Origin of the sequence: Streptomyces sp. NPDC006872, from assembly GCF_040635845.1 — a bacterium.
Taxonomy (GTDB): domain Bacteria; phylum Actinomycetota; class Actinomycetes; order Streptomycetales; family Streptomycetaceae; genus Streptomyces.
Genome location: NZ_JBEYIL010000005.1, coordinates 347,006 through 366,300, shown reverse-complemented (window position 1 = coordinate 366,300; position 19,295 = coordinate 347,006). Strand labels below are relative to the sequence as shown.

The 19,295-nt window shown below is 71.8% G+C and carries 19 protein-coding genes; 11 read left to right on the top strand and 8 right to left on the bottom strand.

The genetic code is table 11. The features are described from left to right. Positions 1-6: 6 nt before the first annotated feature. Together ABZ725_RS17485 and ABZ725_RS17480 are read right to left on the bottom strand one after the other, a co-directional pair. Positions 7-999 (bottom strand): expansin EXLX1 family cellulose-binding protein, encoded by a 993-nt coding sequence (locus ABZ725_RS17485; protein ID WP_358803518.1) that lies wholly within the window; start codon positions 997-999, stop codon positions 7-9. 111 nt (positions 1,000-1,110) lie between these two features. Next, entirely contained in the window at positions 1,111-2,292 is a 1,182-nt protein-coding gene (locus ABZ725_RS17480) for an acetyl-CoA acetyltransferase (RefSeq protein ID WP_358803517.1), read from the bottom strand. A 76-nt stretch (positions 2,293-2,368) separates the two neighbouring features. Here ABZ725_RS17480 and ABZ725_RS17475 point away from each other — a divergent pair, with 76 nt between their 5' ends. Both ABZ725_RS17475 and ABZ725_RS17470 read left to right on the top strand, forming a co-directional pair. Continuing rightward, positions 2,369-3,574, top strand: coding sequence for an acyl-CoA dehydrogenase family protein (locus ABZ725_RS17475; RefSeq protein ID WP_358803516.1), 1,206 nt, complete (start codon positions 2,369-2,371; stop codon positions 3,572-3,574). A 26-nt stretch (positions 3,575-3,600) separates the two neighbouring features. Continuing rightward, positions 3,601-4,098 carry a nitroreductase/quinone reductase family protein gene (locus tag ABZ725_RS17470; RefSeq protein WP_358803515.1) on the top strand — a complete coding sequence of 166 codons (498 nt, stop codon included), beginning with the start codon at positions 3,601-3,603 and terminating at the stop codon, positions 4,096-4,098. An 83-nt stretch (positions 4,099-4,181) separates the two neighbouring features. Here ABZ725_RS17470 and ABZ725_RS17465 read toward each other — a convergent pair whose 3' ends face one another. Next, positions 4,182-4,817, bottom strand: a complete 636-nt coding sequence (locus ABZ725_RS17465; RefSeq protein WP_069769535.1) for a TetR family transcriptional regulator — start codon at positions 4,815-4,817, stop codon at positions 4,182-4,184. A 134-nt stretch (positions 4,818-4,951) separates the two neighbouring features. On the opposite strand from ABZ725_RS17465, the gene ABZ725_RS17460 reads away from it, so the two are divergent. The 3 genes from ABZ725_RS17460 (at position 4,952) to ABZ725_RS17450 (ending at position 8,952) form a co-directional block, all read left to right on the top strand. Continuing rightward, a complete protein-coding gene (locus tag ABZ725_RS17460) occupies positions 4,952-5,674 on the top strand; it encodes a VOC family protein (RefSeq protein ID WP_358803514.1) in 723 nt (240 codons plus the stop codon). Between the two features lie 189 nt (positions 5,675-5,863). Continuing rightward, positions 5,864-8,269, top strand: a complete 2,406-nt coding sequence (locus ABZ725_RS17455) for a serine/threonine-protein kinase (protein ID WP_358803513.1) — start codon at positions 5,864-5,866, stop codon at positions 8,267-8,269. Positions 8,270-8,418: 149 nt separating this feature from the next. Beyond that, positions 8,419-8,952, top strand: a complete 534-nt coding sequence (locus ABZ725_RS17450; protein ID WP_358803512.1) for a hypothetical protein — start codon at positions 8,419-8,421, stop codon at positions 8,950-8,952. A 9-nt stretch (positions 8,953-8,961) separates the two neighbouring features. Here the strand turns inward: ABZ725_RS17450 and ABZ725_RS17445 are convergent, their stop codons facing one another. After that, complete coding sequence (locus tag ABZ725_RS17445; protein WP_358803511.1) at positions 8,962-9,447, bottom strand: GNAT family N-acetyltransferase; 486 nt, start codon at positions 9,445-9,447, stop codon at positions 8,962-8,964. A gap of 28 nt (positions 9,448-9,475) precedes the next feature. Next, entirely contained in the window at positions 9,476-10,759 is a 1,284-nt protein-coding gene (locus ABZ725_RS17440) for an XRE family transcriptional regulator (RefSeq protein WP_358803510.1), read from the bottom strand. 240 nt (positions 10,760-10,999) lie between these two features. Here ABZ725_RS17440 and ABZ725_RS17435 point away from each other — a divergent pair, with 240 nt between their 5' ends. The 5 genes from ABZ725_RS17435 to ABZ725_RS17415 all read left to right on the top strand — a co-directional run bounded on the left by ABZ725_RS17435 (position 11,000) and on the right by ABZ725_RS17415 (position 15,121). Beyond that, entirely contained in the window at positions 11,000-11,446 is a 447-nt protein-coding gene (locus ABZ725_RS17435) for an ATP-binding protein (protein ID WP_358803753.1), read from the top strand. Positions 11,447-11,588: 142 nt separating this feature from the next. Continuing rightward, positions 11,589-11,849 carry a putative ATP-grasp-modified RiPP gene (tgmA, locus tag ABZ725_RS17430; RefSeq protein ID WP_358803509.1) on the top strand — a complete coding sequence of 87 codons (261 nt, stop codon included), beginning with the start codon at positions 11,589-11,591 and terminating at the stop codon, positions 11,847-11,849. Positions 11,850-11,853: 4 nt separating this feature from the next. Further along, positions 11,854-12,813: an ATP-grasp ribosomal peptide maturase gene (gene tgmB, locus ABZ725_RS17425; RefSeq protein ID WP_358803508.1), complete on the top strand. Its 960-nt coding sequence runs from the start codon at positions 11,854-11,856 to the stop codon at positions 12,811-12,813. Further along, complete coding sequence (tgmC, locus tag ABZ725_RS17420) at positions 12,810-13,973, top strand: ATP-grasp peptide maturase system methyltransferase (protein WP_358803507.1); 1,164 nt, start codon at positions 12,810-12,812, stop codon at positions 13,971-13,973. Before tgmB ends, tgmC begins: the two co-directional genes overlap by 4 nt. A gap of 314 nt (positions 13,974-14,287) precedes the next feature. Continuing rightward, positions 14,288-15,121 carry a hypothetical protein gene (locus ABZ725_RS17415; RefSeq protein ID WP_358803506.1) on the top strand — a complete coding sequence of 278 codons (834 nt, stop codon included), beginning with the start codon at positions 14,288-14,290 and terminating at the stop codon, positions 15,119-15,121. Positions 15,122-15,163: 42 nt separating this feature from the next. On the opposite strand, the gene ABZ725_RS17410 is transcribed toward ABZ725_RS17415, so the two are convergent. From ABZ725_RS17410 to ABZ725_RS17400, 3 genes are read right to left on the bottom strand one after another with little or no spacing between them, the layout of a single operon-like run. Beyond that, the gene (locus ABZ725_RS17410; RefSeq protein ID WP_358803505.1) at positions 15,164-15,937 is read right to left on the bottom strand and encodes an enoyl-CoA hydratase/isomerase family protein; all 774 of its coding nucleotides are present in this window, start codon (positions 15,935-15,937) and stop codon (positions 15,164-15,166) included. After that, positions 15,934-16,350 carry an OB-fold domain-containing protein gene (locus tag ABZ725_RS17405; protein WP_351904781.1) on the bottom strand — a complete coding sequence of 139 codons (417 nt, stop codon included), beginning with the start codon at positions 16,348-16,350 and terminating at the stop codon, positions 15,934-15,936. Before ABZ725_RS17405 ends, ABZ725_RS17410 begins: the two co-directional genes overlap by 4 nt. Before the next feature lie 60 nt (positions 16,351-16,410). After that, positions 16,411-17,556 carry a lipid-transfer protein gene (locus ABZ725_RS17400; protein WP_358803504.1) on the bottom strand — a complete coding sequence of 382 codons (1,146 nt, stop codon included), beginning with the start codon at positions 17,554-17,556 and terminating at the stop codon, positions 16,411-16,413. A 106-nt stretch (positions 17,557-17,662) separates the two neighbouring features. Here ABZ725_RS17400 and ABZ725_RS17395 point away from each other — a divergent pair, with 106 nt between their 5' ends. Then, on the top strand, positions 17,663-19,249 hold the full coding sequence (locus ABZ725_RS17395; protein WP_358803503.1) for a FadD3 family acyl-CoA ligase: 1,587 nt from the start codon (positions 17,663-17,665) through the stop codon (positions 19,247-19,249). The last annotated feature ends 46 nt before the right edge of the window (positions 19,250-19,295 follow it).

The following is a 19,295-nucleotide window of genomic DNA, read 5'->3' as shown; positions in this document are numbered from 1 at the left end:
TTATGGTCAGTGCCGGGCGAACTGCACCTTCGTCGCCTGCACGGTCTCCGGCCGGACGGCGATCCCCTCGATCGTCAGCCGCTCCCCGTAGATGTCCGTGATCCGGATCGGGCCGCCGCATCCGCTGCCCTGCTCGGACAGGAAGTAGTTGTACTCGGTGCGGGCGAGGCGGACCCAGGCGCCGCCGCTGCGGACCTCCAGCCGGGCCAGCGGATTGCGGTGGCCGATGGCCTGGATGCCGCACCAGTACTGGGTGGAGCCGGTCTTGTAGCGGATCGAGATCGGGTCGGACGCGGCCGGGCTCAGCAGGCTCCAGGTGATCGGGATCCGGCCCGCCGAGAGGGGCGCGAGCTTGGCGAAGGCCTGTCGGCTGAGGTCGATCTGGCCTGCCTCGCAGGGCGCCGGGCACTCGTTGGTGATCCGGACCGTGACCGACGCCCCGTCCGCCGCACGGACGGACACATACGCGCCGCAGGCCTTGGACGTCTCGTAGTCGGCGGTGTTCATCGCCGCGGTCATGACGTCGGAGGTCGGCCCGTACGAGCAGGCGCCGTCGCCGTTGCCGACGTCGTAGGAGGTCGCGACCCCGTCGTAGGCGGTCCCGGGCCGGATCCGCCCCGCCAGCGACGCCGATCCGGACGCCGCCCGGGCGACCGGCTCGGCCGAGTCAGCGGCGGCCGGCGTCGAGGGAGAGGGCGAAGGGCGTGCGGAGGCGGCTGCCGGCGTCGAGGTCGGGGACGCCGTGGAGGAAGTCGGCGATGCGGAGGCCGCCGTCCCCGAGGACGATGCCGACGCCGACGCCGTCGTCGATGCCGTCGGAGACCCGCTCACCTGCCCGCCCGCGACGGACGCCACCGAGTCCTCGCCCCCGCCGTCCGGCCGGAAGGCCACGACCAGGGACACGACGAGTACGACGGCGGCCACGGCCGCCACGACCACCGCGGGGGCGGGGATCGGGCGGCGGTCGGGGCGGGAACGGCGGTGCGAGGAGGATGCCACGGATGAATCCTTACGCGGTTCGGCGGAGCACGTCCGGGAAAGCTGCTGACTCCTCAGTGGTCGCCGAGCCCGAGAAGGTTGCCGGGAAGCGGGCAACACGCCTCTCCCGGGTCACCCCCGCCCCAGCACCACCGTCCCGGAGGAGCAGAACCACCCGCCGGTTCCCGACGCCACCCCCAGCCGGGGCAACCCCCCGTCCCGCGCCCGCACTTGCCGTGCTCCGGCCTCGCCCCGTAGCTGCCGTACCGCCTCGACCAGGAGGAACAGGCCGCGCATTCCCGGGTGTTGGGCCGAGAGGCCGCCGCCGTCCGTGTTGACCGGGAGTTCGCCGCCCTCGGCCCGCAGCCGGCCCTTCTCCACGAAGGCGCCGCCCTCGCCCTTCTCGCAGAAGCCGAGGTCTTCGAGGGTCACCAGGGTCATGTAGGTGAACGCGTCGTAGATCTCGGCGAAGTCCATCTCCTCGGGGCGCAGGCCCGCGCGTTCGAAGGCCAGGCGGCCGCTCACCGCCGCCGGGGAGACCGTGAAGTCGTCCCACTCCGGCAGGCTCGCGTGGGAGACGTGCTCCCCGGCGCCGAGGATCCACACGGGCGAGGTACGGCAGTCCTGCACGTATTCCTCGGCCGCCAGGAGGATCGCCGCGCCGCCGTCGGAGCGCAGGCAGCAGTGCAGTTTCGTGAAGGGGTCGGCGATCATCGGGCCGGACAGGACGTCGTCCAGCGTCACCTGGTCGCGGAACATCGCCTCGGGGTTCAGGGCGGCGTTCGCCCGCGCCTGGACCGCCACCTCCGCCAGCTGCTCGATCGTCGTGCCGTACTGGATCATGTGCCGGCGGGCGGCCATCGCGTACTTGGCGATCAGGGTGTGCCCGTAGGGGACCTCGAACTGGAGCGGACCGCGCCCGCCGAAGGCGAAGGTGCCGGTGCGGCGGCCGGCCCGGACGTCCGCGCGGGCCGTCGAGCCGTACGCCAGCAGGACGACGTTCGCGTGACCGGCGGCGATCGCGTCGGCCGCGTGGGCCGCCATCACCTCCCAGGTCGCGCCGCCCACCGAGGTGGAATCGACCCAGGTGGGGCGCAGGCCCAGATACTCGGCGATCTCGGCGGGAGCGAGGGTGCCCGTGCCGGTGGAGGCCACGCCGTCGACGAGGGACCGGTCCAGGCCCGCGTCCGCGAGTGCGCGGCGGGCCGCCTGGGCGTGCAGCGCGTACGGGGTCGCGTCGTCCACCCGGCCGCAGTCGGAGAGCGCCACCCCGACCACGGCCACTTTTCTGCTGCCTGCGGTCCTGGCCGTCATGAAAGGCCACCTCCCTCTGTGCATCTCGTTCCCGGGCTCCTAATATGACGGCCCGTCAGATCCGGAGGGAAGTGCCATGAACCCCAACTTCACCGCCGAGCAGGACGGGATCCGCCGCGCCCTGCGCGAACTGCTCCACAAGCGCTGCGGCCCCGAAGAGCTCCGCGCAGCCCTCGACACGGCCGACGGCCACGATCCGGCCCTGTGGACCGCCCTCGCCGAGCAGCTCGGGCTGCCCGGACTCGCGCTCCCGGAGCAGTACGGCGGTGTCGGCTGCCCGGTCACCGACCTCGCCCTCGCCGCCGAGGAGACCGGACGGGCCCTCGCCCCCTCCCCGCTCCTCGCGACCGCCGTCCTCGCCGCACCGCTGATCCTCGCCCTCGGCACCGAGGCCCAGCGCGCCGACCTGCTGCCCCGGATCTCGGACGGCGCCCTGACCGCCGCTCTCGCCGTGCCCGCCCCCGCCCTCGGCGCCGCCCTCGCCCTGACCGGCGTGAACGGCGGCGACTGGGCCGGCGGCGGACGGGCGGGGGGCGTGCAGGCGCGTCGGGCGGGGGACGGCTGGCGGCTGTACGGGGAGGCGGTGCAGGTGCTCGACGGGCACAGCGCCGGGGCGCTGGTCGTCCCCGCGCACACCGGAGGGTTCGTACGGTCGCGCACCCTGCTGTACGTCGTCGACGGGGACGCCGCCGGGGTCGTCCGCGCCCGGCAGACCGCCCTTGACGCGACACGGCCCCAGGGGCGGATCCAACTGCGGGACGTGGAAGCCCGGTTGTTGGGGGATCTCCCGGGCGAGGGCGTCGACGTCGGTGAAGTCCTGGCCCGGGTCGGGGACTTCGCCGCCGCCTTCCTCGCCTGTGAGGCCGTCGGGGCCGCCGGCCGGGTGTTGGAGCGGACCGTCGAGTACCTCGGGCAGCGGCAGCAGTTCGGGCGGGTGATCGGGTCCTTCCAGGCGGTGCAGCACCGGCTGGCCGATGTGTATGTGCAGGTCCAGGCGGCCCGGTCCGCCGCGTACTACGCCGCCTGGGCGACGGGCGGACCGGGCGCGCAGGGGGAACGGGTCGGCGGGCTCGCCCTCGCGCAGGCGCTGGACGCCCTGCGGCGGGCCGCCTCCGAGGGCATCCAGCTGCACGGCGGCATCGGGTTCACCTGGGAGCACGAGGCCCATCTGTACTTCAAGCGGGCCGCCGGGGACGAACTGCTGTTCGGGCCCGTGCATCGGCTGCGCGCCCACGCGGCCGAGGCGGCCAGGCTCTTCGAGCGGACTGAGGTGTCGGTGTGATCGGCGGCCGGGCAGTGCGAGCAGTCGTGCAGAAGGTGTCCTCGACGCGGGCCTTCGCGAAGGTCGCCCCGCATGTCATCCCCGCCCTCGACCGGGGCGTCCACCGGCTCACCCGGGGAAAAGTGCTGCTCAGCGCACAGATGCTGCCCGGAGTCATCCTCACGGTGACCGGGGCGCGCAGCGGGCAGCCGCGTCGGACGCCGCTGGCCTGTATGCCCGAGGAGAGCGGCGCGAGCTGGATCCTCATCGGCTCCAACTTCGGCCGCACCGGACACCCCGCGTGGACCGCCAACCTCCTCGCCCACCCCGACGCCGAGATCAGCTGGAAGGGCACGGACATCCCCGTGACGGCCGTACTGCTGGCGGGGGAGGAGCGGGCGGCCGTCTGGAAGGCGCTGCTGGTGTTCTGGCCGCCGTATGCGACCTATCAGGCGCGGGTGGAGCGGGAGATCCGGTTGTTCCGGATCAGTCCCGGCCGACTGTCGCCCCCACTGAGCGCGGCAGGCGGCGGTTCACCTGAGTGAACCGCCGCCTGGCAGACAGGACGTGGCCGTGGGGCAACCGTAAAAGTGGGGCGCGTGTGGGGCGCGGGTGGGGGCGTGTGGAGCTACTTCGTCGGCTTCTTGCCGGTGATGCCCAGATGCACCAACAGCGCCAGGTTCGGCTTGAGTTCAGCCTGCTTGACGCCCCACGTCTGGAAGCCCTTCTGGTGCGAGGCGACCGCCGCGAGCATCGCGACGAGCGCACCGGCCACCGCGGCCGGGTTCACGTCCTTGTCGACCTTGCCCTTGGACTGCAGCTCGGCGACCGCGTCCGACAGGGAGTTGTTCACCGAGTTGAGGATCTTCATGCGGAGTTTGTAGAAGCGCTTGTCGCCTTCTGCCGCGCCCAGGTCGACCACCCGGAGGATCGCGTCGTTCTTCCGCCAGAACTCCAGGAAGCCGTCCACGAGTTCCTGCGCCGTCTGCCAGCCCGCCTTGCCGACCCAGGACCGTCCGGCGACCAGCTCGGTCAACTCGGCGCCCTCGGCGGCCATTTGCTCGGCGATCTCCAGGACGGCGCCTTCGACGTCCGGGAAGTACTGGTAGAAGGTCGCGGGTGAAGTGCCCGCCTTCCGGGCGACGTCGATGACCTTGACGTCCCGGTACGGAGAGGAGCTGAGCATCTCGCTGAGGCAGTCGAGCAGCTTCTGCCGCGTCGCCTGCCCGCGTCGACCGGCCACGCGGCCGTCGACGGTACGCACTTGTCCTGTCATGCCGTCAGCTTACCGAGGGGTGATCGGAGCGCGATTCGGCCGACTGCAAATGGGGTGCGAGGGGGTGCGGAGGCGGGTGTACCTGGTCTGCGGCTTGCGTGCGGCACCGTTAGTTTGGCTGCATGGCCGAAAACAGGGCATCGGTGTACGCAGAGGGCGTCCCCTGCTGGGTGGACGCGCAGCTCCCCGACGTGGACGCGGGCAGGCGGTTCTACGGTGAGCTCTTCGGGTGGGGTTTCGAGGAGGCGTACGGCTCCTCGGTGTGGGCCCGGCTGGAGGACGCTCCGGTGGCCGCGCTCGCCCACAAGACGGACGGCCGGATGCCCACCGTCTGGACGGTGTACTTCGCGACCCCGGACGCGCAGAAGACCGTCGGCCGCATCCGCAACGCCGGCGGGCAGGTCGTCATGGGGCCGCTGCCGGTCGGCGGGGCGGGTACCGCGGTGCTCGCCGCCGACCCCGAGGGCGCGGTCTTCGGTCTGTGGCAGCCGGCCGACCACCCCGGCTTCGGCGTGCGGCACCGCCCCGGCGCCTTCGCCTGGGCGCAGCTCTACGCCCGGGACACCGCGGCCGCCAACGCCTTCTACGGCCATCTCTTCCACGAGGCGCTGTTCGGGCCGGGCGCCGAACCCGACTTCGGGCGGGCGCCGGTCGGCGACGTCTTCCCGGACGTCATGCCGCCGCATTTCCTCGTCCACTTCGGCGTGGAGGACTGCGAGGCGGCCCTCGGCGCGGTGAGCCGGCTCGGCGGGCGGGTGCAGGCGGGTCCGTTCACCGCCTCGTACGGCACGGTGGCCGTCGTCACGGACAATCAGGGGGCGTCGTTCGCGCTTCTCCAGCGCTGACAGGCGCCATATGCGTGCTGTATGCCCGCATATGAAATGAGACACCCCGATTGCCCCCGGGTTCGCAACCAGCCGCCCGGCCAGGAAGAATCAGGGTGCGTGCCGTTATGGCGGTGCGGTGGGTGAGACGCTGCACGGGGCCGTGTACACAAGTGGGTGACGCGGCTCGTACGGGGAGGTGGCAGGCAAGTGGTGGATCAGCTGACGCAGCACGATCCTCGGCGGATCGGGCCGTTCGAGGTGCTGGGACGGCTGGGTGCCGGCGGCATGGGGCTGGTCTATCTGGCCCGCTCGGCCTCGGGCCGGCGCGTGGCGATCAAGACGGTCCGTACGGAGCTCGCCGAGGACCAGCTCTTCCGTGTGCGCTTCACGCGCGAGGTGGAGGCGGCGCGGGCGGTGTCCGGCTTCTACACGGCCGCCGTCGTCGACGCCGATCCGCGCGCCGCCGTGCCGTGGCTCGCCACCGCGTACGTTCCCGCGCCCTCCCTCGAGGAGATAGTGAACGACTGCGGGCCGATGCCGGCCCAGGCGGTGCGCTGGCTGGCGGCGGGCGTGGCGGAGGCCCTCCAGTCCATCCACGGGGCGGGGCTGGTCCACCGTGACCTCAAGCCGTCCAACGTGCTCGTCGTCGAGGACGGGCCGCGGGTGATCGACTTCGGTATCGCCTCCGGCGTTTCGAACACACGTTTGACGATGACCAACGTCGCCGTCGGCACCCCCGCCTACATGTCCCCCGAGCAGGCCAAGGACTCGCGCAGCGTGACCGGCGCGAGCGATGTCTTCTCGCTGGGCTCGATGCTGGTCTTCGCCGCCACCGGCCATCCGCCCTTCCACGGCGCCAACCCGGTCGAGACGGTCTTCATGCTGCTGCGCGAGGGCCCGGACCTGGAAGGCCTCCCGGACGAACTCCGGCCGCTCATCGAGTCCTGTATGCAGATGGAGGCCACGGGCCGCCCCAACCCGGCCGACCTCCAGGCCCAGCTCGCGCCCCACCTCTTCGGCTCCGGCTCCGACGACAGCGGTACGGCGTCGGCGTGGCTGCCCGAGAAGGCGGTCGCCCTCATCGAGACCCGCCGCGGCGGCCGCCCGGCGCTGCCGGCGCCCCCCAGCCCCCGCAGCGGAGGCGGCCAGGGCGGCCACGGCGGAGACCGTGGCGGCGGTGTGGGCATGGCCCGGCCCGCCATGCCGCCCGTACCGCCCCCGCCGCCGCACGCCCCCGTGGTCCTCACCCGTCCGCAGTCCCCCGTCGGCGTCGGCGCGCCCGACGTCGGCCCCGTCCGGCTGGCGGGCGCGGCCGTCCCGATCGGGCCCGGTCCGCGCGTCGCCGACGTCCGCGCCACGGCCGCGGTGAAGGCGCCGGTGGCCGAGCCCGGCCTGGTCGCCAGCTGGTCCCGCCCGCGTCCCGGCGTCAACGGCGCCGACACCGCCGTCCCGGCCCCCCAGACCGCGCCCTCGGAGACCCCGGCGGGTTGGCGGCCCTGGCGTTTCCGCATGTCGAACGATGTGTGGGGCACCCCCTCGGTCGCCGGGGACCTCGTCTACGTCACCTCCTTCGAGGTGCACGCCCTGGACGTGGCCACCGGTCGCCGTCGCTTCAAGACGCGTGACGTCGCCTGGTCGATGGCGGTCGCGGACGGCCGTGTGCACGCCTCCGACGGCCCCACCTTGTTCGCCCTGGACGCCCGCGAGGGCGGCGACCTGTGGCGGCTGTCCACGGAGGCCTGGGTGTACTCGCTCAAGGCGGAGCGGGGCACGGTCGTCACCGGCACGCGCGGCGGCGGCGTCCAGGCCTGGGAGGCCTCGGGCGGCCAGAAGCTCTGGGAGATCACCGGCTGCCAGACGGACTTCGAGTCCCCGGAGGCCGGCCCGGTGCTCCACGAGGGCACGGTCTACGTCTGGCAGGACGCCCGGCTGAGAGCCCTGGACGCCCGCACCGGCGAGGAACGCTGGTCGTACCCGATCGGCGACACGGCCTCCTGCGGCGGCGTCCCGGTCCGCGTCACCCCGGCCCCCGACGGCTACGTCTACCTCTCGGCCGGCACCCGCGTCCTCGCCGTGGACGTCGCGAGCGGCATGGTCCGCTGGCACTTCGAGGCCCCCGCCGTCTTCCTCTCCCCGCCGACCTTCGTCCCCGGCCCGGCCGTCACCGGCGGTGGCGTCTACCTCGCCGACTACCTCGGCACGGTGTACGCCATCGACGCCACCGACGGCCGCGACCGCTGGCGCATCGCGACGGAGGCGCGTTCCTCCGTCGACCCGGTGCTCGTGGCCGCCGGCCATGTCCACGTCGGCAGCGGCAAGGGGCTGTACACCCTGGACGCGGTCACCGGCACGCCCAAGTGGCGCTTCCAGGCGGGCGGCGACATCGTGGGCGCCCCGGCGGTCGCGGAGGGCCGTATCCACTTCGGCTCCACGGACCATCTGCTCTACACCCTGAAGGCCGACGACGGCCGCCTGCGCTGGAAGCTGGCGACCGGCGGCGAGATCACCGGCTCCCCGGTGGTCCGCGACGGCGTCGTGTACGCGTGCAGCAAGGACCGCTGCGTGTACGCGCTGGACGCGGAGAAGGGCACGGGCACCGCGAGAACGGCGTAGCCGGTCGCCCTTTCGGACCCCGGGACGGCCGTCGTGCCGGGTGCACGGAAGGGATCCGGACGGCGGCCGCCACCGCAGACGCTACGCCGGGGACGGGCCGGTGGCCACGCGGTGACATGACCGTGACAGGGTTTGCTTACGCTGTCCTTATGGATCGACGGGGGCAGAAACTCAAGTTCACAGCGGTGGCGGCGTGCGTCGTACTGGCGCTCACCGGCTTCTCGACGGGCCGGGGCCACGGCAGCAGCAGCCACAGCGGCGGAGACGGCGGCGGCGGCGGATGCAGCAGCTCCAGCCAGAACCACGACAGCTCGTCGTCGTCATCGAGCGGCGGAGGCGGCACCTACCGCGACTACGACGACGATGACGACACATACGGCGGCAGCGGCGGCTCCTCGAACGCGTCCACGACCCTCCAGGACGCCACGGTGCAGCTCGTCGACTGCGCGACCCCGACCACGCCGTACGCGACGGTCGAGGTCACCAACCCCAACTCGTCCGGCGGCTACTTCACCGTCACGGTCGACTTCCTCGACACCGACGCCAACCGCGTGGAACAAGGCACCACGGACGAGTACATCGCCGCGAACGGCACGGAAACGGTCCAGGTCGACCTGTCGAGCCCGGGGGTCGCGGCAAAGGTCGACCACTGCGAGCCGGAGACGTCGGCACCGGCGGGGTGAACGACTCTCTCAGCGGCTGGCGCGGATCATCACGGTGAGCACCGGTGAGGCCGGTGACGGCTGGCTCCGCCCGATGTCCTCGTATCCCCAGGACTTGTAGAGGGCGTGGACTTTTCCCTCCCCGGCGGCCGGGTTGACCATGAGCGTGACGAAGGGTTCGTCGTGTGCGGCGAGGAGGGCGTCGTGGATGCGGCGGGCGGTCCCGGTCTTCCGCCAGGTCGGTCGGACGCCGATCTCCTTCAGGGCCACGGCCGGACGCTCGGTGAACTTGTCCGCCGGCGTCGGGCTGGTGCGCTGCCAGTACCGGTCGCCGTGCTCGATGGCGTAGCCGATCGGGTGCCCGTCCGCGTACGCGAGGACGGCCGTGAACCCCGGCTCGGCGCTGTGCCGGTCCACGCGCTCGCCGAACGCGGTGACCGCGTAGTTCGGCAGGTGGAGGAGCGCGGCGCGCACATCGAGGACAACGTCGCGGATGGTGTCGAGGGCGGGGAACAAGGCGCAGTTCGAAGGCGGCGGTTCGTGGTCATGCCGTGGTTGTCCAGGTGGCCGCGTGCTCGGTCCAGGTCCGCACAGCGGTGCTGTAGGGCGCAGTGGCGTGCAGTGCGGTCCCGAACTCCCGGAGCATGCGCGTCACCCGGGCGTGTTGGGCGGCGATGTCGGCGGGGACCTTCATCACCGTGGTGACGGCCAGTTCGACGTCGCCTTGCCCGAGTTGGGCGGCGGCGAGTCGGGCGGTGTTGATGGCGTGGTCCCGCCGCATCTGGGGGCGGAGCAGTGTCAGGCTCCGATGGGCGTGGGCCTCGGCTTGTGCGAAGTTCCCCAGGCGGAGATGCGCGGCGAGAGCGAGCGTTTCCAGTTCGGATCCGTCGCGGACTCCGGTCATCCACACCGGGCGAGTGAGGCCGGCATCGGCGCGTTCGAGCGCGTCCTCGGCGTGGCCGAGCGCATGCTGCACGCCGGTGGCGTCGCCAGTGAGGCCCAGGGTGGCGGCCTGGCGGGCATGGCCCAGACAAGCGAACAGGGGGTCACGGCGCGTGAGGTGCAGGTTGCGGGCGACGTCGTTCGCGGCGAGAGCGTCTGCGGGGCGGCCCATGTGCCGGTACATGGTCCCCGCATGGCTCCAGATGCGGAACTTGATCGCTTGGTCGCCGGACATCTCTGCGAGGGACTGGGCCTCGCGCATGTGTGCCTTTGCGCTGTCGTAGCGACGGCCGTCAATGGCGGCCCACATCGCCGAGGAGCGGAACGCTGCCGCGGAGGCGTAGAGGCTGTTGCGTACGCGCTGGGTGGCTCTGCCGGCGTTCTGGAGGTTCAGGGCCTCGTCGGCGAGCGCGGCGGCCCGCTGCTCGATGCCGAGTTGTCCGCCGTGCTGTTGGTCGCTTGCGATGATCTCCGCGAAGCGCATCTGGAGACGGCCGACGTCGCTCATGCCGAGGCGGCGTGGAGAGGCAGTGCGGGGCGCGACTGCTGTTGCGGCTGCCGCCGCGATGCCACCGACAAGGGTTCGGCGCTTCATGTCGGGGTCCTCCTGCTGCGGTGGGGCTGGGGCGGACGAAGACCGGCCTCGGGGCACGAACCCTAAAGCGACGGCGGGCAGGCCAGTGACGTCTTCAAGTGCCCTACGCGTAGCCGATTTGGGCCACTGGACCCGGCCCGCTTTCCAGTCTCGGACCGATGAGCCGTCGAGCCCGCCGGACCGCCCGGTCAGTCGCTCCAGGGCCCTGTTCACAGCGTCAGCCAGGCTGTTGGAGCTGTAGCCGTGTTCGGCCATCCACGCCCCAAGGACGGTGTTGCGCGTGGTGTCCATCCCTGCACGGTAGCCCTCCCGTCCTCGCATTCGCCAGGTAACGGAAAGGTAAAATCGCCCTAGTTCGCTCCCTTCGGTGAACCCTCGATCGCCCTAACCAGCGGGTCTTGAAAGGGAGTTGTCTAGGTGCTGGTCGCCCGTCACGTTCTGCCGCACGGGCGGCTGTTGACGGCCCGGTCAGTCCCCGAATTCCCCCGAGGGGTCGGCCGGGCATCGAGACGACACGAAGGCTCCACCCCAATGACGAGTCTCTTTACGCCCGTACAGGCCGTCTCCGTCGGTCACCCCGCCTATAGCCATACCCTCCGGTGCGTGCCGGCCGCGGCTGAGATCGGCCGCAAGCTCGTCCGGGACGTCCTCGGCATATGGCACCTCGACAGCCTCGCCGACCGCGCCACGCTGATCGCCACAGAGCTGATCGCGAACGCCGCCAGGCACACCTCCTGTCGTGACATCCGCCTGATCGTCGGGCGGCCGAGCGCGACGCGCGTACGTGTCGGCGTCGTGGACCGGGAACCCTTGGGTCTGCCGACCCTTGGCACAACCGGTGCGGATGACGAGTCGGGCCGCGGCCTGCTTCTCATCGACGCGGTCGCCGACCGGTGGGGCTACGACCTGCGTGGCTCGGGCCGACACGCATGGGGCAAGGAAGTCTGGGCCGAACTCCGCATCAGGGGCGACGAATGAACGCCCTGGTCACGGCGCACCCGCTCCTCCCAGGTGCCTCTCGTCCTCGGCGCTACGACCTTCCCATCCACCGGACAGCGCCCTTGGAGGCCGCATGCTCACTTTCTCCACTCCCCCTTCCAGTCTGTTGCGAGGAGACCCGGTGACGACCGTCGTCGAACAGCCCACTACCGGCCGTCCGTGGGGTGCCGGCCGTCTTGCGCCCTACCCGACCACCATTCAGCGCCCGCATGCCACGGTCACCGTCGACCCCGACACGCAGCTCGGAGTGTTCCACGACCGCGCAGGTCAGGTGGTGGAGATGGGCGCTCACGGCACCAGCAAGGGCACTGAGACCTCGACCACCACGAACTCGGACTCCAAGAACGACCAGGGGCACGACCAGGACTCCGAGCAGGACTGACGACGTGGCCGAGGAGAGGCCGGTTCTCGTGGCCACAGAGGCGGACGACCTGACCGCCGACATGGTGATCACCGAACTCAACCGGCGGAATGTGCCCGTGGTCAGGTTCAATCCTGCGGACATCGGTGCCGATCTGACGGTCTCGGCCCGGTTCGGCACCTGCCCGGCCTCCATGGTCGGGGAGGTGCGCACCCTGTCCAGGACCGCCGACCTGGCCCGCGTCCGAGCGGTGTACTGGCGACGCCCCGAATGGCCCGCCTTCTCCCATCTGGAACCGGCCGACGCCCGATTCGCGGCTGCCCAGGTCCGCTTCGGGCTCGGCGGCAGCCTCTACGCAATGGATTGCCCGCTCTGGGTCAATCACCCCCTGCGCATCGCCGCCGCCGACTACAAGCCCGCTCAGCTCGCCCTCGCCCAGCGACTCGGCCTTGCCGTCCCCCCTACCCTCGTCACCAATGACCCGGTCGAGGCACGCGAGTTCATCACGAGCCAGGGAGACGTGATCTTCAAGACCTTGCGCTGGACCCCGTACACGCGGGACGGCGTCCCGGTCACCGGCTGGGCCGACCCGGTGTCCGCCGACGAGATCGACGAGAGCGTTCGCGTCACCCCACACCTGTTCCAGGCTTGCGTGGACAAGGTTGCCGACCTCCGAGTGCTGGTCGTGGGCCGCCACACGTTCGCCGTCCGCATCGATTCCGAACTACTCGACTGGCGCAAGGACTACAGCGCTCTCACCTACGCCGTCGGGCACCTCCCCGACCCGGTGAACAAGGCGCTGCACCTTTACCTGGAGTTCCTCGGTCTGGTCTCGGGGAGCTTCGATATCGCGGTGGACCGGGCGGGCGACCACTGGTGGCTGGAGCTGAACCCGAACGGCCAGTGGGGATGGCTGGAGACGGAGACCGGCCTCCCGATGTCCGCCGCCTTCGCCGACCTGCTCAGCAAGGGAGACCACGGATGAATGACTCGGCGCCCGAGCGCCACCGCCTCGCCGAACTCTTGGCACAGAACGGTGCCCTCACCTCCCTGTGGCTACGTGCGGCCGTCGAGGCCGTACCACGCGAGGTCTTCCTCGACCCTGGTGTGTTCCTCGATGAAGGCGGCAGTTGGCGGCCGGTGACGGCGGTCGGCACCCACCCGGCCGAGTGGCTGGAGATCGCATACAGCTACGACACCCTCACCACCCAGCTCAACGGTCACCTGACCGCCGACCGGGTCAGCGACCCCGTCGAGGGCATCCCCACTTCTTCTTCCACCACCCCGGCCACGGTGGTCGGCATGATCGAGAGCCTGGACCTGGAGACGGGTCATCGAGTGCTGGAGATCGGCACGGGTACCGGCTACTCCTCCGCTTTGATGTGCCACTACCTCGGTGAGGACAACGTGACCACGGTCGAGGTGGATCCGGAGGTGGCGGGGCGGGCGGACGCCGCCCTCGAAACGGTCGGCTTCTCGACGTGGACCGTCACCGGCGACGGCCTCCTCGGGTATCCCCGGAACGCGCCGTACGACCGCGTGATCTCCACGTGCGCCGTTCGCCGCATCCCGCACACCTGGGTCCGGCAGACCAAGCCCGGTGGCGTGATCCTGAGCACCGTGGGTTCCTGGCCGTACGGGACAGGTCTGGCCAGAGTCACGGTCGACGACAATGGCACCGCCGAGGGCAGGATCATCGGCCGGTCTTCGTTCATGCAGGCGCGGGCACAGGCCGTTGTTCCGGTGGCCGGCGACCTTTCCGCCCGGACGGCATACGCGGACAGCGAGAGGGAGACGAAGGCACCTCCCACGATGCTGGACGAGTGGATGCCCGCCTTCCTCGCCCAGCTGGCCGCGCCCGGGGCACAGCTCGTACGCGCCGCTCGGAGCGACGGGACCAAGCTCCTGTACGTCTTCGACCCGGAGCGGGAGTCCTTCGCCCAGTTCATCGCTGACGGCGACGCCTGGACGGTCCGGCAGGGCGGAGCCGTGGCCCTGTGGGACGAAATCGAGGAGGCGCTCGTCGCGTGGCAGCACGCGGGCAGCCCCGACATCGACACCGTGCGACTCCGGATCACCGCCGGCTCCCATACGTACTGGATAGACGGTAATCCGTCGCTGCGTTGGGAGCACCGCCTCGCCTGAAGGGCGATGAGGTGGCCGGCCCGCCGTGCAGTGAGTTGACGGCCTGACGCGCGTCCGTCGTCCGGGGGGCACCGGACCCTTGTCCGCGAGGGTCCGGCGGGTCGCTGACCTCCTCAAAGAACCGGGGGAAAGAACTACCCGCCCACCCACCCTCCCCGGCCGCGAAGCCCGCGTCACCCGTACGAGTGACCGGCTTGCAGGCGCGGGATGCGGACGGTTACGTTCGCCGCGACAACCTCAGACAGAAGACGGCCCCCGCTGGGACGGCAATCCCGGGCGAGGGCCTGACCGATCAGGAAGCTTCGACCTTCCCAATGGCTGAATCGCAGTCTAACGCGCGCCTGCGCGCCGACGCCGGAGCTCCGACCACCGGCGTGATCCATGTCCGCACCCGCCTCACGGCCGACTTCACCGTGATCTCCAACGCCCTCGCCCAACGGCGCGGCAGCGCGGTCACCATCGGCGTCGCGGCTTACATCTCCTCTCTGCCCGACGGCTCCTCCGTGACCATCACCGCCCTGTGCGAGCACTTCAGCGAGGGCGAGATCCTCATCTCGCGAGCGCTCAGGGAGCTGGAGGCGGCCGGATACCTGGAGCGCCGCCGCGAGCGCATGCCCTCCGGGCACATCCGCACCCGCACCTACTTCTACGACGTCCCGGGCGGCGACCCGGCCCCGGCCGGACCGCCGAATCCGCCGCGCCCCCGCCAGCCGCCCGCGCCGACGCCCACCCCGGCCTCGGAGGAGGAACCGGCGTCACTCGCCGACGTCGCCCCCCAGGCGGTCGCCGTGCTGACCTCGCTCCGCCGTGCAGATCCCCGCCTCGTGCTGTCCGAGCGGGAGGCCGTGCGGCTGGCACCCGCCGTCGACCGGTGGCTCGCGGCGGGCATGGGAGTACACGAGATCACCGAAATGCTCACCACAGGTCTCCCCGACCGCTTCCTGGCCCGCCCGGCGGGCATCCTCGCCTTCCGCCTCCGGGAAACACCCCTGCCCGCGCCGCCGATCAGGGAGCGACCGGCTGCCCTCCCTTTCCAGACCTGCGACGGCTGCGAGCGAGCCTTCCGCGCACCACAGCCTGGACATTGCCGGGACTGCCAGCCCAGGGGATACGGACAGTCTGGGGACCAGCTTCGTGCGGCCTGTTGAGCCGCCGATGGCCGACTGGTTCACCGACGGACGGGACGAGACTCAGCGGATGCGGGGCTTTGTCGCCGAGCGGGTCGCGAACAGTTCTGTCTGGTGTTCGGTGGGCAGGTTGCCCAGGGAGATGAGGTGGGGGGCCTGGGCGTAGCCGGCTGCCCGGGCCGCTTCCTTCGCCGCCCACAGGGCCCGTACCGTGCCCTGGACGCCGGTGGGCGGGTAGCCGGCGATGACGGCCGCGCAGGCTGTCGCGGCGGCCGACGCGCCGCCCGGCTCCGTGACTTCGCTGACCAGGCCGATCTCGTAGGCGCGCCGGGCGGAGATCCGTTCCGCCGTGCCCATGAGCATCATCCGGGCGACCTCGCCGTACGGCATCCGCTGGGCCAGGAGCACCGACTCGTACGCGCTGACCATGCCGTACGTGGTGTGGGGGTCGAAGAACTCGGCGTCGGCGCCGGCGATGACGAACTCGCACTCGCCGAGCAGGTAGAAGGCGCCTCCGCAGGCCATTCCCTCCACGGCGGCGACGACCGGCTTGAACAGGTCGTTCGCCTTGGGGCCGACGGTGAGCAGCGGATCGTCCTGCATATAGGGGGAGTCTGGTTGGGGGACCACCGCGTCGCGGTCCAGGCCGGTGGAGAAGGCCCGCCCGCCGGCTCCGGTGAGGACGATCGCGCGGACCGTGTCGTCGAAGCGCAACTCCCGCCAGAGTGCGGTGAGTTCGTCGACCGTCGGCAAGTCGATCGCGTTGAGTCGTGCCGGACGGTCGAGGGTGACGACGGCGACCCCGGTGTCCTTGTCGGCGGCGAGTCGCACGGTCATGGGCGCTCCAGGATCCACTGCGGGAGTCCGTCGGCGTCGAAGACGGCCTGGACCCGGGCGCCGATGCGGACACGGTCGGGGGAGAGGGAGTCGAGGGGGGCGCCCGCTTCGGTCACCAGGTTGCCCACCAGCCGTATCCGGGGCGCTTCGGCCAGTTCGACGAGGATCACGTTGTAGGGGGCCTGCGCCGCGTAGTCCGGCAGGAGGGGTGGGTGCGGGACCACGTAGGACCAGATGCGGCCGCGGCCGGAGGTCGGACGCCACTCGCTCGCGAAGGAGCGGCAGTGCGGGCAGCAGGGGCGGGGCGGGAAGCGGGGTTCGCCGCAGTCGGCGCAGGCCTGGACGCGGAGCTCGCCCTGGGCGGCGTACCGCCAGAAGGGGGCGCCGTCGGCGTCGGGCACGGGGGTCAGCATCGCGGATTCGACTCCCTCGGATTCTCCGTCGGTTCCTCGGTCGGTTCCTCGGTCGGTCGGTCAGTTCCTCAGCAGCAGGGCCGACGTCGGGACGCCCTCGCCGGCCGTGACCAGGCAGGTGGCGGCGCCGGGGACCTGGGCGGTGCTCGTCCCGCGCAGTTGCTTCACACCCTCGTTGATCAGGTTGAACCCGTGGACGTAGGCCTCGCTGAGGCCGCCCCCGCCGGTGTTGATCGGCAGCCGTCCGCCGCTCTCCAGCGCGCCGCCCTCGGTGAACGCGCCGCCCTCGCCCCGGCCGCAGAAGCCGTAGCCCTCCAGGGAGAGCGGGACGAGGGGGGTGAAGGCGTCGTAGATCTGGGCCACGTCGACGTCGTGCGGGGTGAAGTCGGCGTGTTTCCACAGGTGTCGGGCCGCCGCCCAGGCGGGGCCGGTGAGCGGGTCCTCGTTCCAGTAGTTGACCATTCCGTGGTGCTGGGCGGGCAGGCCCTGGGCGGCGGAGTGGACGTAGACGGGGCGGCGGCGGCAGTCCCGGGCGCGCTCCCTGCTGACGATCACGCAGGCCAGCGCCCCGTCCGTCTCCAGGCAGTTGTCGTAGAGGCAGAGGGGCTCGCTGATCCACCGGGCGGTCATGTACATCTCGCGGGTCAGCGGGCGGTCGTACATGATCGCCGCCGGGTTCTGGTTGGCCCGGTTGCGGCAGGCGAGGGCGACGTTGAAGAGGTGGTCGCGGGTCGTGCCGTACTCGTGCATATGGCGGCGGGCGAGCATGGCTATCTCGTCGGCGGGGCGCAGCAGGCCGAAGGGGCGGGTCCACTGGGCCGGGGTGGGGAGCTGGACGGCCGTGTTGGTCCACGGGCGGGGGCCGCTGCCGCGCTTCCTCGACCGCCAGGCGACGCCGACCGTGGCCTGGCCCGCGGCGATGGCGCCGGCCAGATGCGCGACGGTGGCGCAGGAGCCGCCGCCGCCGAAGCCGACCTTGCTGAAGAAGGTCAGGTCGCCGAAGCCGACGGCCTTCGCCAGCTCGACCTCGTCCGTCTCCTCCATGGTGTAGGAGGCGAGGGCGTCGACCTCGCCCGGGGCGATCCCGGCGTCGTCGAGAGCGGCCAGCACGGCCCGGCAGGCGAGGGTCTTCTCGTCGTCGGGGAGGTGCTTGGCGAACGGCGTCTGGCCGATGCCGACGACGGCGGTGGCGTCCTTGAGGGTCACGCTGCACGCACCTCCGCATGAGGAAATGGCGGCTGACAACAGTCGGCTGACAGTCCGTCAGGTTACAGCTAATCTGACGGGTAGTCAGCTAGTGGGGAGGCCGGTCGTGCGCGGTGACGTGGAGTGGGGAACGATCCCCGGGCTGGTGAGCCGGGCGGCCGAGCGGTACGCCGACACCGAGGCGGTGGTGGAGGGCCGGACGAGGATCTCGTACGCGGAACTCGGAGCCCGGGTGGAGCGGGCGGCGGCGGCCTGTCTGGCGAACGGGATCGGACCGGGCGACCGGATCGGCGTCTGGGCCCCGAACTCCCTCGACTGGATGGTCGCGGCGCTGGGCGCGGTGTCGGCGGGAGCGGTGCTGGTGCCGGTCAACACGCGCTTCAAGGGCGTCGAGGCGGCGGATGTGCTGCGCAGAAGCGGAGCGCGGCTGCTGTTCGTGACGGGCACGTTCCTGGGGACGTCGTACGTGGCGTCGCTGCGGCGGGCGGCGGGCGAGGGCGAGGGCGGCGGCGCGGGGCCGCTGCCCGGGCTGCCGGACCTGGCGGAGGTGGTGGTGCTGTCGGACGACGCGCCCGACGACTTCCGCACCTGGAAGGACTTCCTGGCGAGCGGGGAGGGGGTGGGGCGGGCGGAGGTCCGCGCGCGGGCGGACGCGGTGCGCGGGGAGTGGCCGTCGGACATCGTCTTCACCTCGGGCACGACGGGCCGCCCCAAGGGCGCGGTGATCACGCACGCGCAGACGCTGCGGGCCTACGAGGCGTGGAGCGACCTGGCGGGGCTGCGGCGGGGCGACCGCTACCTCATCGTCAACCCCTTCTTCCACACCTTCGGCTACAAGGCCGGCGTGATCGCCTGTCTGATGCGGGGCGCGACGATGATCCCGCAGCCGGTGTTCAACGTGGACACGGTCCTGGCGAACGTGGCGGCGGAGCGGGTGTCGGTGCTGCCCGGCCCCCCGACGCTCCACCAGTCCCTCCTGGACCACGCCTCCCGCGACAAGCACGACCTGTCGGCGCTGCGGCTGGTGGTCACGGGCGCGGCGGTGGTGCCGCTGCGGCTCGTCGAACGCCTGCGGGGCGAACTGGGCGTGGAGACGGTCCTCACGGCGTACGGCCTCTCGGAGGCGAGCGGCGTGGTGACGATGTGCCGCCGGGGCGACGACCCGACGGTCATCGCCTCGACCTCGGGACGCGCGATCCCCGGCACCGAGGTACGGGTGGACGCGGCCCCCGGCGAGCCCGGGGAGGTCCTCGTCCGCGGCTTCAACGTCATGGACGGCTACTACGAGGACGAGGCGGCCACGGCGGAGGTGCTGACCGCCGACGGCTGGCTGCGCACGGGCGACGTGGGCGTCCTCGACGCCGCCGGCAACCTCCGGATCACCGACCGTCTGAAGGACATGTTCATCGTCGGCGGCTTCAACGCCTACCCGGCGGAGATAGAGCAACTCCTCGGCCTGCACCCGGATGTGGCCGACGTGGCCGTCATCGGCGTCCCGGACGCCCGCCTCGGCGAGGTGGGCAAGGCGTACGTGGTCCGGCGGCGGGGGGCGCTCTCGACGGCCGACGACCTGATCGCCTGGGCCCGACGGGAGATGGCGAACTACAAGGTGCCCAGGGCGCTGGAGTTCGTCCCCGAACTGCCGCGCAACGCGAGCGGGAAGGTCGTGAAGGGGGAGCTGCGGGCGCGGTGAGCCGGCGGGGCCCCGGACGCACCTCGGCCGCGGCGGCCTCCCCTCC

Bases quoted from the DNA above. Each gene is read 5' to 3' on its own strand.
- ABZ725_RS17480 (WP_358803517.1), bottom strand. From the start codon at position 2,292: ATGACGGCCAGGACCGCAGGCAGCAGAAAAGTGGCCGTGGTCGGGGTG.
- ABZ725_RS17475 (WP_358803516.1), top strand. From the start codon at position 2,369: ATGAACCCCAACTTCACCGCCGAGCAGGACGGGATCCGCCGCGCCCTG.
- ABZ725_RS17460 (WP_358803514.1), top strand. From the start codon at position 4,952: ATGGCCGAAAACAGGGCATCGGTGTACGCAGAGGGCGTCCCCTGCTGG.
- ABZ725_RS17450 (WP_358803512.1), top strand. From the start codon at position 8,419: ATGGATCGACGGGGGCAGAAACTCAAGTTCACAGCGGTGGCGGCGTGC.
- ABZ725_RS17440 (WP_358803510.1), bottom strand. From the start codon at position 10,759: ATGGACACCACGCGCAACACCGTCCTTGGGGCGTGGATGGCCGAACAC.
- ABZ725_RS17435 (WP_358803753.1), top strand. From the start codon at position 11,000: ATGACGAGTCTCTTTACGCCCGTACAGGCCGTCTCCGTCGGTCACCCC.
- tgmC (WP_358803507.1), top strand. From the start codon at position 12,810: ATGAATGACTCGGCGCCCGAGCGCCACCGCCTCGCCGAACTCTTGGCA.
- ABZ725_RS17415 (WP_358803506.1), top strand. From the start codon at position 14,288: ATGGCTGAATCGCAGTCTAACGCGCGCCTGCGCGCCGACGCCGGAGCT.
- ABZ725_RS17410 (WP_358803505.1), bottom strand. From the start codon at position 15,937: ATGACCGTGCGACTCGCCGCCGACAAGGACACCGGGGTCGCCGTCGTC.
- ABZ725_RS17405 (WP_351904781.1), bottom strand. From the start codon at position 16,350: ATGCTGACCCCCGTGCCCGACGCCGACGGCGCCCCCTTCTGGCGGTAC.